This window comes from Corynebacterium meitnerae, assembly GCF_027570075.1.
Classification (GTDB): domain Bacteria; phylum Actinomycetota; class Actinomycetes; order Mycobacteriales; family Mycobacteriaceae; genus Corynebacterium; species Corynebacterium meitnerae.
On the sequence record NZ_JAKMUS010000021.1, the window covers coordinates 21,194 to 34,049 of the forward strand.

At 65.5% G+C, this 12,856-nt stretch carries 10 protein-coding genes, 1 tRNA gene and 1 pseudogene; 7 read left to right on the forward strand and 5 right to left on the reverse strand.

The genetic code is table 11. The features are described from left to right. Positions 1-94 precede the first annotated feature (94 nt). Positions 95-658 carry a dCTP deaminase gene (gene dcd, locus L8U60_RS10080; RefSeq protein ID WP_269966247.1) on the reverse strand — a complete coding sequence of 188 codons (564 nt, stop codon included), beginning with the start codon at positions 656-658 and terminating at the stop codon, positions 95-97. Between the two features lie 101 nt (positions 659-759). Between dcd and L8U60_RS10085 the strand changes: the two genes are divergently transcribed. Both L8U60_RS10085 and L8U60_RS10090 read left to right on the forward strand, forming a co-directional pair. Beyond that, positions 760-833 (forward strand) — tRNA-Gly (locus L8U60_RS10085). Between the two features lie 221 nt (positions 834-1,054). Further along, positions 1,055-1,792, forward strand: a complete 738-nt coding sequence (locus tag L8U60_RS10090; protein ID WP_269966248.1) for an alpha/beta fold hydrolase — start codon at positions 1,055-1,057, stop codon at positions 1,790-1,792. On the opposite strand, the gene L8U60_RS10095 is transcribed toward L8U60_RS10090, so the two are convergent. Together L8U60_RS10095 and L8U60_RS10100 are read right to left on the reverse strand one after the other, a co-directional pair. Continuing rightward, the gene (locus tag L8U60_RS10095; protein ID WP_269966249.1) at positions 1,789-3,495 is read right to left on the reverse strand and encodes a VanW family protein; all 1,707 of its coding nucleotides are present in this window, start codon (positions 3,493-3,495) and stop codon (positions 1,789-1,791) included. The genes L8U60_RS10090 and L8U60_RS10095 overlap by 4 nt on opposite strands. A 21-nt stretch (positions 3,496-3,516) precedes the next feature. Beyond that, complete coding sequence (locus tag L8U60_RS10100) at positions 3,517-4,644, reverse strand: glycoside hydrolase family 3 N-terminal domain-containing protein (RefSeq protein ID WP_269966250.1); 1,128 nt, start codon at positions 4,642-4,644, stop codon at positions 3,517-3,519. Between the two features lie 68 nt (positions 4,645-4,712). On the opposite strand from L8U60_RS10100, the gene L8U60_RS10105 reads away from it, so the two are divergent. Both L8U60_RS10105 and L8U60_RS10890 read left to right on the forward strand, forming a co-directional pair. Beyond that, complete coding sequence (locus L8U60_RS10105) at positions 4,713-4,910, forward strand: DUF2613 domain-containing protein (RefSeq protein ID WP_269966251.1); 198 nt, start codon at positions 4,713-4,715, stop codon at positions 4,908-4,910. After that, positions 4,894-6,621: pseudogene (locus L8U60_RS10890) on the forward strand (alpha-(1->3)-arabinofuranosyltransferase domain-containing protein); the annotation flags it as partial. The gene L8U60_RS10105 and the pseudogene L8U60_RS10890, both read left to right, overlap by 17 nt. A gap of 1,129 nt (positions 6,622-7,750) precedes the next feature. Here the strand turns inward: L8U60_RS10890 and L8U60_RS10115 are convergent. Continuing rightward, on the reverse strand, positions 7,751-8,887 hold the full coding sequence (locus L8U60_RS10115) for an acyltransferase family protein (protein WP_420840192.1): 1,137 nt from the start codon (positions 8,885-8,887) through the stop codon (positions 7,751-7,753). Between L8U60_RS10115 and L8U60_RS10120 the strand changes: the two genes are divergently transcribed. Next, on the forward strand, positions 8,886-9,500 hold the full coding sequence (locus tag L8U60_RS10120) for a porin PorA family protein (protein ID WP_269966253.1): 615 nt from the start codon (positions 8,886-8,888) through the stop codon (positions 9,498-9,500). The genes L8U60_RS10115 and L8U60_RS10120 overlap by 2 nt on opposite strands. Then, positions 9,484-11,004 (forward strand): MmpA family trehalose lipid delivery protein, encoded by a 1,521-nt coding sequence (locus L8U60_RS10125; RefSeq protein WP_269966254.1) that lies wholly within the window; start codon positions 9,484-9,486, stop codon positions 11,002-11,004. Before L8U60_RS10120 ends, L8U60_RS10125 begins: the two co-directional genes overlap by 17 nt. Here L8U60_RS10125 and L8U60_RS10130 read toward each other — a convergent pair. After that, entirely contained in the window at positions 10,891-12,006 is a 1,116-nt protein-coding gene (locus L8U60_RS10130) for a glycosyltransferase family 4 protein (RefSeq protein ID WP_269966255.1), read from the reverse strand. The genes L8U60_RS10125 and L8U60_RS10130 overlap by 114 nt on opposite strands. A 35-nt stretch (positions 12,007-12,041) precedes the next feature. Here L8U60_RS10130 and L8U60_RS10135 point away from each other — a divergent pair, with 35 nt between their 5' ends. Continuing rightward, positions 12,042-12,782, forward strand: coding sequence for a class I SAM-dependent methyltransferase (locus tag L8U60_RS10135; protein ID WP_269966256.1), 741 nt, complete (start codon positions 12,042-12,044; stop codon positions 12,780-12,782). The last annotated feature ends 74 nt before the right edge of the window (positions 12,783-12,856 follow it).

Below are 12,856 nucleotides of genomic sequence, written 5' to 3' on the forward strand. Positions count from 1 at the left end.
AAATCTCGCACACTCTCCGTTTGCAGAACTTAAAAGGGCAGGTCGCGGAAAAGGGGATGTGAGAAATCTCGGATGGGGCCAGTCCGCTTTGGCCCTAGCGGAAGTTCAGGTACGCCTTCGACGGGGTCGGGCCGCGCTGACCTTGGTACTTTGAGCCGAGCTTGCTGGAGCCGTACGGGGTTTGGGCCGGGGAGCTCATCTTGAACAGGGCCAGCTGGCCAACCTTCATGCCTGGCCAGAGGGTGATCGGCAGGTTGGCCACGTTGGAAAGCTCCAGGGTGATGTGGCCGGAGAAGCCTGGGTCGATGAAGCCTGCGGTGGAGTGGGTCAATAGTCCCAGGCGGCCGAGGGAGGATTTGCCTTCGAGGCGGCCGGCGAGGTCGTCGGGAAGCGTGAAGTGCTCAAGCGTCGCAGCGAGGACGAACTCGCCGGGGTGCAGCACAAACGGTTCACCTTCGGGCACCGCGACCTCGGTGGTGAGGTCCGGCATTTCTTCCTTGGGGTCGATGTGCGTGTATTTCGAGTTGTTGAACACACGGAAGAGGTTGTCAATCCGCACGTCGATGCTCGATGGCTGAATCAGATCAGCATCGAATGGGTCGATCTGAAGGCGGTCGGCCTCGATGGCGGAGGAAATGTCACGATCTGAAAGAAGCACAAGCCAATCTTAACCCCGAGCATTTGGGGGCATACGGGGTGGCGGTGTTACGATGTTCCCCGCTGCATTCATTGTGATTCTTTGTGATTCATCGCAGCTGCGCCGGCGTAGTTTAGTGGTAGAACATCAGCTTCCCAAGCTGAGAGTGCGAGTTCGATTCTCGTCGCCGGCTCCAATTGGGGGCTTGACAGGTGCGTGTTCAAGGGGGAATTCACGCCTCTTGAGCTTGGAGCTAAACCCCGCTATTTAGAACCCGATATTCGGCATTTTTAGCTGGTTATCGGGCTCTAGGTAGCGGGGTCTAACTATCGGGATTTAGGTAGCCGGTTCACACGGGCAGCGTCCCGGTCAGATTTCTCGGACGCGCCCCCAGCGCGCGGTGCTACCGTGGCGCGTGTGCGCTTGCCCAAACCAATCTTCAACAATCCGGACTTCACGCCGGAGCACCCCACGCCGGTGCTGTTTGTGCATGGGTTTCAGGGCAGAACCAGTGCTTTTAAGAGGCAGGCTCGTTATCTTGCCGCCCATGGCTACTGGGTGTGGGGCTTTGATTACGGGCGGATGCGCGTGCCGGGGCTGTATGGGACGGGGGACTTGGATGAGCTCGTCACCGAATTGGCCGGCAACGTGGAGAAAGTGCTCGCGGCGACGGGAGCGAAGAAGGTAGACATCGTGGCGCATTCGCAGGGCGGCACGGTGACCAAGCTGTACATCGCGGCTGGCGGGCACGAGAAAGTGCGGCGGGTGGTCACGATGGGCTCGCCGTTCCATGGCACGGACTTGGATGGGCGGGCGAAGTTGATCTCACCGGTCATGAACAAGCAACAAGCCGTGGTCAACCGTCTTTTAGGGGAAAGTGCCACGCAGCACCTGGTGGGGTCGGAGTGGTTGTTGGCACGAGTGGTGCCGGATACGCACCCGGATGTGGTGTACACGTCGTTGTATTCGCGGCGGGATCATATTGTCACACCAAACAGCACGTCCATGCTGGAGTCCGTGGACGGTGCAGACGTGGTGAACATGGAGATTCCCGGCGCGCCGCTGCACCCGCTCATGCCGCGGGATCTGGAGATCGCGCGGCTGACTCGCTGGGGCCTGGAACGAAAGCCAGGTGAGACGACTCCGCCGTTCTAGCCGCAGCGGACGATCGGCTGGGGGTTGTACACGGTGGTTTGGGTTTCGCGGGAGATCTCATTGCCCGCCAGGTCGCGGACGATGCGCGTGTCCGAGGTGGTGAAGCCGGGGGCACCGCCAGAGGGAACGCAGCCAGCACCGGAAACGGTCTGCGGGGACGGGGAGGTCGGGGCCCAGCGGCCACCGTTGATGGATTCAACGGTGCGGTCCTTCACGCCCATCATGCGGACGGTGATGTGGCCGCCGCCGAATTCGGTGACGATCTTCACCGGGTGCGGGGTGTCATTCTTAAACACCAGGTCAATGGAGCCTTCAAACACCGTGGCTTCGCGCCCGGCCGGGTAGCGGGAGATGTAGTAGGAGTGCGGGGTGTGCGCGACGTCGGTCATGCCGGCGAAGTAGGCGGCGTTGTACAGCGTGGTGGCGAACTGGGAGATGCCACCACCAACGGCGTTGCCAGCGCGGCCGTTGATGATGATGCCGGAAGACACATACCCCTGCGCCTCACCGCGCGGGCCGGTGTAGCCGTTGAGGGAGAATGTCTGGCCGGGGCTGACCACGGCGCCGTTGACGGTGCGCGCCACGATCCCGATGTTGGTGCCGGAGGCGGCGGAATAACCACCGGTGGTGAAGGAACCGACTTCCTCGTTGAAGGTCGCGTTGTTCGCCTGCTCGGTGGTGAAGGTGGCGGGCACGTCGCGGTATTCGGCGTCCCAGTCGCGGGGCTCCTCGCCAAGCACGCGGCGATCGAAGTCGCGCATGACGTTGTCCCAGGCAATCTCGTTGCCATCCGCGGACGGGGTCACGGCACCGGAGGCAGCGATCGTGGCATTCTGCATTTCCGTCACGGTGTCTTTGAGCTGTTCACCGAAGATTTCCTGCGCCTTGTCCGCGTGGACGTCCGGGACGATGGTCTTGTTCTCCGGCTCGTTGCGGAAGGTGACCACCTCACCCATGCGCGAGGGCTCAATAACAGCGTCGACCTTCTCCTCGCCCTGCCCGCCGTGCAGGGTCAGCGGCCCCTTGAGCGCAGCGGCAGCGGGGCCATCAACGGCCTGTTTGATCACCTCGGCGTCAATCGCGGGCGGGGTAAGCTTCGGCTCGACGGTCACGCCGTCCGGGTTGAGCCAGTTAAGCGTCATCGCGCGTTCGAGGTCATCGCGCATGACATGCTGGCCGTCGATAGGCTCCTCAACCTTGGCCTCACCGCCCTCGAGCGCCACAGCCCCATCCTGCGGGTCGCGCGCCAAACCTGCAGCTACACGGTCAATTTCAGGCTGCAGCTTGCCCGCATCGATCGTGGACGTGATCTCCACCTCGTTCGTGCGGAAGAAACCAAGCAGGCGCGTGAGCGGGTTGAGGGATTCGACGCCGGCGGACTCCACCGTCGCTTGCCAGTCAGCGCCGAGACCAGCGTTTTCAGGGGTGAAGGTCTCCTCCATCTCGCCGGCACGCACAAGCACAGGACGCTTATCGACGTCCCCCAGCTCCCCCTCCAACAAACTCACCGCCGCAGCCGGCTTCATCGTCCCGATCTCCACACCACCGACGGTGGTGCCGCGGGGCACAGTACCGCGATTGAAGCCGAGATCCGCGAGGTACAGGCCAAGCAAGATCACGAAAAGACCGACGAAGAACCCAGCAGCAATCTTGCCGCCACGGGAACCGCCAGCTTTCTTCGTGGACGCATGTTTGGGATTCACCCGAACAAGGTTAGTTGAAGATTAAAATTCTGTGTCAATAAACTGCTGCTGCACTCGGGTGGCGGCGGTGGTGATGCGCTCTTCGGGGATCTCGCCGTTGTGGACGGCGGCGACCACACCGTCGATGGCTGCGGGGAGGTCTGCACCGGTTGACCACAGAGCCTGATCGGCGCCGGCGGCGATCGCGCGGCGGACGGCTTCCGGGGTGGACATGTGGTCCGTGATCGCGCGCATGCCGGAAAGATCATCGGTAACAGCGACGCCGGTAAAGGGCGAACCGCCTGGGTAATTGCCGGTGCGAAGGAGCTCGTAGATGGCCGGGTTGAGGGACGCCGGCGTGTCATTCGGGCCTAGCCCAGGCACCGCCATGTGTCCCACCATGACAGACGCGGTGGGGAATTTCGGCAGGACAACGGCATACGGCGCCAGGTCCAGGCCATTGAGTTCATCCACGTGTGGTGTCACCGCCAGGGTGTGGTGGGTGTCGCCGCTGGCGCGGCCGTGACCAGGGAAGTGCTTGTAGGTGGGCGCCACCTTGGCATCCACGAGTCCTTGGGAAAACTGTGTGGCCACTTCGCTGACACGTTCCGGGGAGGGGCCAAAGGCGCGGTCCCCAACAATGTTCAAGTCCGTGACGTCTAAGTCCAGCAGCGGCGCGTAGTCCACGTTGATGCCGTATTCGCGGAGGCGGGAGCCGATGTCGAAGGCGGTGGCCCGGATGACGTCGTTAGGCTGTTTCGCCAGGTCACGCGGACTGGGGAAGGACCCGAGAATCTGCGCGTGACGCTGCACGCGGCCACCTTCGAAATCGATGGCAACGATGAAAGGGCGCTTGAATTCCGCCCGCAACGCATTGATGTTGCGGCCTTCTTCTGTAAGCAGGCGCGGGTCTGCCCAGCTGGGGATGATCAGGCCGCCCGCGCCTTGTTCGAGGGCTGCTCGGGCATCGTCGTAACTCGCAGCACCCACCACCATGAGTGACGCCACGCGCTCGCGGAGGTCCTCCGGCACGCGCTGCTGTGCAAGACTCACCGAGGTTTCGGTCACGGTGGTCATGGAGGTTTCGGGGGTGCCGGGGGACGTCGATAAGCATGCACTGAGCATGAACGCAGCAAACAGTGCCATGAAAGCGGTGATGGCTGCGCGCATGAGAGGTCCTTGGGGGTCGTGGAAAACGTTTCCATCCTAACCCTCTGCTGCTGGTAGGGTGTTTGACCATGACAAACCGCACCGCATCGTGGCCGCGCCGCACGCTCGGCCCCGTTCTTGCCAGCGCCGTCACGGGCGTGGTGCTGGGCATCGTGGCGGTCGTGGGAATCGCGGGTTTCTCCGGGCAGAACCGTGTGCCCACCGGCAATGCTGTGCCCGCTGACCAGGCGGTTCTAGGTGGCCCGGAGTATGGCACGCGCCAGTAGCGCGCACCTGTATACGTGGCTTGTTTTAGGGCTGCTGTCGTTCCTTCAAGCCCCTGGGCGCACGGCGGCAGACACCAAATTTGATGTGCTGGTGAACCCGGCTGGCTTCCTGGCCGCGGCGGGGCATGCGTACACGGACACGTTCACGCTGGGGCAGATTCAGAACCAGGCGTATGGGTACCTCTTCCCGCACGGGCTGTTCTTCCTGCTCGCGGACCCGCTGCCGGACTGGATCGCGCAGCGGCTGTGGTGGACCGTGGTCATGGGGGTCGGGTTTTCGGGCGCCTACTTGGTGGCGCGCAAGCTCGGCTTCGCCTTGTGGCCGGCGTGGGTGGCGGGGCTGCTCTACGCGCTGAGTCCGCGGGTGCTCACCACGCTGACCGCGATTTCTTCGGAAGCCTGGCCTGTTGCTTTGGTGCCGTGGACGGCGCTGCCGCTCATCGGGGCAACGCGGCTGACCTGGCGTGATGTCGCCGCAGCCGTCGTGCCGATCGCGCTGATGGGTGCGGTGAATGCCACGGCGACGATGATGGCGTGCCTGCCGGCGTTTGTTCTGTTGTTGTGGCGCGGGGCGTGGAAGCACCTGGGCGGGTGGCTCGTTGGCACCGCGGCGGTGAGCGCCTGGTGGATCGGCCCCCTGCTGGTACTGGGCAAGTATTCGCCACCATTCACTGATTTCATCGAGTCCTCCTACGTGACCACCCGGTGGCTCAACCTGGCGGAGATCCTCCGCGGCACAACCTCATGGGCCCCCTTCGTGGATACGGAGCGCACCGCCGGCTACCTCCTCGTCGCGGAACCGGTTTTCGTCCTGGCTACTGCCGTGATTGCTGCGGTCGCCATCGCCGGGTTGGCCGCGTGGCACTCCCCCTGGCGCGGCTATTTCGTGGTGTTGCTGTGCCTCGGTGTGGCACTCATGGGTGCGGCGCACGGGCCGTTTGGGCAGGCCTGGCTGGGCTTCCTCGACGGCCCCGGCGCGCCGTTCCGGAACCTGCACAAACTTGACCCGCTGGTGCGCTTGCCGCTGGTCATGGGTGTGGCGGCGGTGCTCGCCCGCGTGAAGGTGCCACAAGCAGTGGCGGTGGGGCTGGCAGCGATCATCGCGGTGGCGCCGGCTTGGTCCCTGCGCCTGGCGCCCACTGGGACGTGGAAGGAGGTTTCCCCGGACTGGCTGGCCGCGGCAGAGTACCTGAACAACAACATGGGTGGGACGCGCACACTCGTCGTGCCGGAGGCGTCCTTTGCCCGGCAGACCTGGGGCTGGACGCGCGATGAGCCGATCCAGGCACTCACCCACGTCCCCTTTGCCGTGCGTGATGCGGTGCCGCTGGTGAATCCGGAGGCCATCCGCGGCCTGGACGGGCAGGTCAGCGCCCTGTCGCCGGAGGCACTGCGCGCTATCGGGGTGGGCGCGGTGGTGGTGCGCAAGGACCTCGACCCGGAGCAGTACCCCGACACCACCGTGGATTTTGGGGAGCCGACGGTGAGGTACGGGGACATCGATATCCATGTCCTCGACCCCACCCGCGGGATGATGATCGCCCCAGCCAACGCCATGACCACCGTGGGCGGCGGGGGCGAGATCCTGCCTCTGCTGGACAAGGAATTTGGCTACCAGCCGCGCATGCTCACTGACCAGGAACAGGCGGACATCATCACGGACACCCCCGCCCTGGTCAAGCGCAATTACGGCACGCTGCGCGGACCGGTCTCAGCCCATCTGCCGCCGGAGCCTGCCAGCCCACTGGAAGGCGGCAATGTGCGTAACAAGCAGGTGGATTATCCGTCTGTCGGCGAGCGCGTGGGCGTGCGGGAAACGGGTGGCACGGTGCGCGCGTCCAGCTCCGCGGCGGATGCGGGCAGCTTCGGCGGCGCCATCCCGGCGCAGTCGCTCACCGCCGCGGTCGACGGCCTGGAGGACACGTTCTGGCACCCCGCACCCGGTGATAGAGACCCGTGGCTCGAGGTCGCCGCACCAGGCCCCATCAGCATCACCGCCACCGACGACACCACACTCACTGTGACCAGCGCCGACGGCGAGGAAGAGCTGTCCCTCACAGCGAAAGAACCGGTCACTGTCACCGGCCCCGTCACCCTCTTCCCGCACGACCCCGTGGGCTTAAGCCTCGACGCATCCGTGCGCCGCATCGTCGAGGTCCCCGGCACCGGCGACACGTACTTCTTCCAGCGCCTTCTGCCCGAAACGGACGTGCTCCAGCGCGCCTTCACCACCGCCGCGGACTCCCAGTGGGAGCTCAGTGCACGCTCGCTTATCGACGGCACCCCCCATCCCCCCGGCCCCCTCACCCTTCCCGCTGGCCGCCACGAACTAGTCACCGATGCGGAGACCGTCACGCTCACCCGCGCGCCTGCCCCCACCGGCACGTGGGCCCCCTTCACCGGCACCGTCCATGCCAGCGATGAGGAGCAGATCATCCTGACCACCCGCGCCTTCAACGACGGCCTGCGTGGCACGATCGGCAACACCCCGCTCGAACCCGTCACGGTGGATTCCGGCATGCAGGGCTTCCGTGTCCCGGCCGGCGTCCACGGCGAGTTCACCATGAGCTTCGCCGGTTCAGGCTTCTACCGCGCCAGCCTCCTTGGCGGTGGCGCACTCAGCTCCATCGCGCTGCTCTTCTGTGCTTTTGCTTCTCGGCGCCGCCCCCGTCCAACCGAAACCGCCCCCACCGAACTCCCCTACCTCACCACCGCCGTCACCCTCGTGGCCGCTGGTGTCTGCGCGGGCCCTCTCGGCCTTATTGCCTGGGCAGCAGGGATGGCCATCAAGCGTTTCACACTCATCCCCACCTGGCTCCTCGGCGGGGGCTCGGCAGTGGTTATGGGGCTGTGGCTGGCCCGGGCACCGTGGCCGGCAGGGAATTATGCGGGTGATTCTCTCGCGATTGCGCTGGCCGGGTGCGTGGTGTTGGCCAGCCTCGCCGGATCCAGCGAGAAGCAGGCTTTTCCACTAGCTCGTAACTGACGTACGCCACCGCCACCGACACGGCCACAGTGAAGGCCAACACGAGGAGAAAATCCACCGGCCGCCCGGAGAACACGCGGACACCCAGCACCGGGAACGCAATATCCAGCACCGCGACGTGCCACAGGAAGATGCCGTAGGACCACTTTCCCAGTGCGGTCATCCCAGAGCTAGACAGCACCCCCGTCTTCGCTGGCCACAGCGCAAACGGCACCAGGAAGCAAGCAGCAAACACCGCGCCCAACAGAATCCGCACGTTGAACTCAGCCGGACTCGGATGCACCAACCCGCGCGGTCCCACCCACTCACGGCTGGCCAGCCATGCCACCGCCAGACCAAGCAGCGGCCCGATCCACCGCAGGTTCCTCCCCTGCCGGACAAAGCGGTAGCGCTCCACCTCCGCGCACACCAAACCCACCGCGAACCACGGGACGTAGGAGGGCGGGGTGGTTTGGAGGTTGAGGGAAACGGGGGCGTCGATAAGCCAAGGCCACACCAGACTGCACACAACCGCAACGATGAGTGCAACGATGCGACCGCGCGTGCGAAGGGCGAGGTAGGCGGGGAGAATGAGGTAAAACGCGACCTCAATGCACAGCGACCACATGTGGGTCAGCCCCGCGACGAGGCCGTCGGGCACGTAGACCTGCACGAGGAAAAGATTGGCCAGAATCTGGCGCAGCGAGATCCCGCTCAGCGCGGGCAGCGCCACCATGACCACGCTCACGCACACGAGGTAACCAGGGGCGATGCGGGCGACGCGGCGCGCATAATAGCCCGGCCTCTGCGTCCCGCGCGCGAGCAAAAATGCGGACAGCGCGAAGAAGACCGCGACGAAGTAATCGAAGCGTTCCAAAAACGCGGAGCCGAGCGCCGTTTGAAAAGAAACATGCGTGACAACGATCCCGAGGGCCGCGACCGCCCGCAGGCCCTCGAGCTCCGGCAGGCGCGTGCTAGGGTTCGAGATACTCCCAGTGTAAAGGAGACCCATGAAGCGACTGTGGTGGTGCCTGGCTGTATTTGTGCTCAGCGTGGCGCTCGGCAATTTTGTGGCACCCCCAGTGATCAGCTCCATGAAACCGCTGGCCAACGGCGAACATGTCGTGGAATGGAGCGACGGCACCCGCGAGGTCTTCACCGTCACCGGCCCCAAGAAAGACGCGATGGTGACCGTCGGCGATGAGCAGATGGAGATCTCCCGCTACTCCATGGACACCCCGCACGGGCTCGTATTTTTCTTCCCGTGGGAGCCGGAGCACCGCAGTTTTGCGTTTTACGACGTCTCCACCGGCACCACCGCACCCCTTGATTACGTCGGACGCGTTGAGGTGGATGGGCTGAGCGCGCTGCGGTTCTCGGGTGAATTCGGCGAGGTGACACGCACTTTTGATGTGGAACGCCGCACCGGCGGCGTGGTAGCCGCCACGCGCACGGGCCCTGAGGGTGAGGTCACTCTAGCTGCCAGTACCCAGGATGCGTTGATCAGCGAGGCCGCCTCCCGCGCCCGCATCCTCTGGTGGCTGCAGTTCCTCGCGCTCGCGAGCCGTGTGATTGCTGTTCTGGCCGCTGCGACGGGGTTGATCCTTCTTGTCCGGCGGTCTTAGTCGCGCGCTGCTCATTGCGTGGGGGACCTTCCTCGTTGGGGCTCTCACCTGGCCTTTCTGGCTCGTCTTCGTGCGCCCCGACGCGGCGTTGGCTACCCGCGACATGATGGTGCTGCCCCACCCCTACCTCACCCATGCGTCACTTGGTTTCGGGGACTTGGCCGCCCGGAATGTGCCACAAGATGCCGTGCTGGCGGTGGTGGGGATGGTTGTGCCGGCGACGTTCTTCGTGGCTATTGCCGTCACCGCCACCGCAGGGACTGCGGCGTGGGTGGGATCACGCCTGGGCTCATCCCCTTGGACTCGCGCCGCCGCCATGGCCGTGGCGGTGTGGAACCCCTTCGTGGTGGAGCGCCTCCTGCAGGGCCAGTGGTCCCTGGCCATGGTGGCGTGGCTGTTGCCGGCGGTGGCCTTCTGCCGTGGGCCCGGCCGTGTTCTGGCTATCTGGGGATGTTCGCTCACCCCCACCGGCGGCCTGTTCGCCCTGGCCACGGTGCTGTTGGTGCGGCGGTCAAAGCTCGCCATGGGTGCTGCGGTACTGGCCTGCCTGCCGTGGGTGGGTGCCACGGTACTGCAGGTCGTTGACGGGGCTGCCTCCCCAGAATCCGCTGCTGCTTTCGCCCCGCGCGCCGAGCAATACGCCGGTACCCTCGGCGCCCTCCTCGGCCTGGGCGGGATCTGGAACGCCGATGCGGTGCCGGCCTCCCGCTCGACCGGATTCGCTCTCGCTGGGATCGTCCTGTTCCTGGTGCTGGCCCTTGCACTGCGACGGGTGCCACGCGGCGTGCTTGTCCTCGCCGGTCTCGGCTTCGCGGTGCCACTGGTGTCCTGGTTGCTTCCTGGCCTCCAAGCCTGGATTGTCAGCCACGTCCCCGGAGGCGGACTGGTGCGGGATGCACAGAAATTGCTTGCCTTCGCCTTGCCCGCCTACGTGCTGGCGGCGGCGCGCTTATCCCGCGCTGACCTGGCTGGCGCGGCACTGGGCCTAGCACTCCTCCAAGTCCCGGACGCCCCACGGGCGCTGGCGGTGCTCGCACCAGTGGAGGTCACAGTGCCTGACATTGATCACCGCGGCCGCGATGTCTTCTTCCCCGACCGCCCCACCCTGCTCACCCGCACCGATGGCGTGCCCGTGGTGGATCCCGCAACCAAGGCGATGAACGTGGTGGAATCCGGCGCACTCACCGTGGACGGTGTCCAAGTGGATAGCCCCGCCCCGCGCTGGCAGGTAGCGGACGTACTGTTCAACAACGGCACGCTGGCCCCCGACGCCGCGGAGCGCGCCCAGTGGTATTTCTCCGACCCGCAGGTGGGCCTGGTTGCCCGGCCTGATGGGCCTGATGGGCACGGCGGGTACGTCCTTGAGGACACCGGCATCCCGGCTCGCCCGCTACCGCGCACCGGCCTCATCCTGCTCAGTCTGTGGTTCGCGGTACCGCTCCTGGCGTTGCTCGATCAACTCCGCGAACTTCCGCCCCGTCTCCTCCCACGAAAAGCGGGTTGACCAGGAACGAGCCAGATCACCCAGCCGCGCCAGAGCCGCCGGCTGAGCGATAAGTTCCCGCACCGTCTGCTTGAACTCAGACTCCGAATCAACCAGCACGCCGGTCTCCCCATCGATGATGGAATCCCGCAGGCCACCGGCTGACCGGTAGCCCACCGTGGGCACCCCATGCTGGGCGGCTTCCACCACGGCGATGCCCCAGCCTTCCTTGGCGGACGGCATCAGGTGCAGTGAGGCGCGGTCCAGCAAAGCATGCTTCAGGTCATCGCCGACATGCCCGTGGAACACCACCCGGTCCCCCAGCCCGGCGGCATAGTTCCGTAATTGGTCCTCCCACCAGCCGGAACCGATGATGTCCAGCACCACGCCGTGGAGGTCCCGCACCGCGTCAATCGCCTGCTCGATGCGTTTGTGGGGGACGAGGCGGGAGAGGGTGGTGAGGTGGGGGCGGGCGTCGGGAAGCAAAATGGGCACATCCGCGGGCATGGGGTCGACACCGTTTTCAATGATGCTGATGTCACGGGCCCGCACGCCGAGTGCCACGAGGTCCTCCTTCGAGGCCTCCGACACCGTCACGTACGGCGCGCCCCGGTACACGCGCGGCGCCACGCGCGATTCCAGGAACCAGCCCAGCCGCCCGATGAACGGCCCCGCAACCGGCCACTGCTCCTTGTGGCAATGGTGGGTGAGCAGTACCACCGGCGCACGCGAGTACAGCCGCGCGAAGAACGGAATGCCGTTTTGCGTATCCACCACCACATCGGGCCGATGGCGCAGCACCGCAAACAGTGCCCGCAGGTAGACGGTGTATTTCCCGCCGGCGCGCTCGAAGCGAATACCGTCGCGCGTGGAGCGCCGTGGCGCGTCCGTGTGCGCCGCGCTGCGATAAATCACCTCGTGCCCCCGCGCGGCCAGGTGCGCGCCGACTCGCTCCAGGTAGCGCTCACTTCCGCCGCCCTGCGGGTGGGTGGTGTCGCGCCAGCAGAGGAGGAGAATCTTCATCGCATGCCGATGGTAGCACCGCTATACTCCCCCCAATGTCCCTCCGCCGATTTGCTACCCTGCGGCGTTCCCTGCGCCTTCTCGCCGCCTTCCGCCACGAGCAAACCGCGCCCGCACAGTTCTACGGCCCGCTCGCACGTGACACGCGCATGCTTATCGACGCCTTCCTTCCCCTCCCCGGCCATTCCGTCTTAGACGTGGGCGGCGGCCCCGGCTACTTCGCTGATGCGTTCGCGGACACGTGGTACATCGGCTTGGAACCCAACGTGTCTGAGATGTCCGCCGCTGGCCTGACCGGCTATGGCGCCGTGCGCGGCGACGGCACCGCTCTCCCCTTCCGTGACGGCTCCTTCGACGTGGTGTACTCCTCCAACGTCGCCGAGCACATCCCTGACTGGCAGGCCATGGGGGAAGAAATGCTCCGCGTGACTAAACCGGGTGGCCTGACCATTCTTAGCTACACCGTGTGGCTCGGCCCTTTCGGCGGCCACGAAACCGGACTCTGGCAGCACTACATTGGCGGCGACTTCGCCCGCCGCTACTACGAAAAGAAGCACGGTCATCCCCCTAAGAACGTGTGGGGTACCTCCCTTTTCGCCGTCTCCGCCCGCGAGGGCCTGGCCTGGGCTCGGCACCTCGACGCCACCGGCCGCGCCGAACTCGTCGCCGCCTTCCCCCGCTACCACCCGCGCTGGGCGTGGTGGGTCACCCGCGTTCCCATCCTGCGCGAGTTCGCGGTGTCGAACCTGGTGCTCGTCCTCCGCTCGCCGTCCTGACCCGCCCCCCGCCTCCTCGCGCCCTCGCCCCCCGTGTGCACCATTTTCCAAAATCGTGCACAACCCCTCTAAAA

Coding starts and splice junctions, on each gene's coding strand:
- L8U60_RS10130 (WP_269966255.1), bottom strand. CDS start 12,006: ATGAAGATTCTCCTCCTCTGCTGGCGCGACACCACCCACCCGCAGGGC.
- L8U60_RS10135 (WP_269966256.1), top strand. CDS start 12,042: ATGTCCCTCCGCCGATTTGCTACCCTGCGGCGTTCCCTGCGCCTTCTC.
- L8U60_RS10105 (WP_269966251.1), top strand. CDS start 4,713: ATGACAAACCGCACCGCATCGTGGCCGCGCCGCACGCTCGGCCCCGTT.
- L8U60_RS10115 (WP_420840192.1), bottom strand. CDS start 8,887: ATGGGTCTCCTTTACACTGGGAGTATCTCGAACCCTAGCACGCGCCTG.
- L8U60_RS10120 (WP_269966253.1), top strand. CDS start 8,886: ATGAAGCGACTGTGGTGGTGCCTGGCTGTATTTGTGCTCAGCGTGGCG.
- L8U60_RS10100 (WP_269966250.1), bottom strand. CDS start 4,644: ATGCGCGCAGCCATCACCGCTTTCATGGCACTGTTTGCTGCGTTCATG.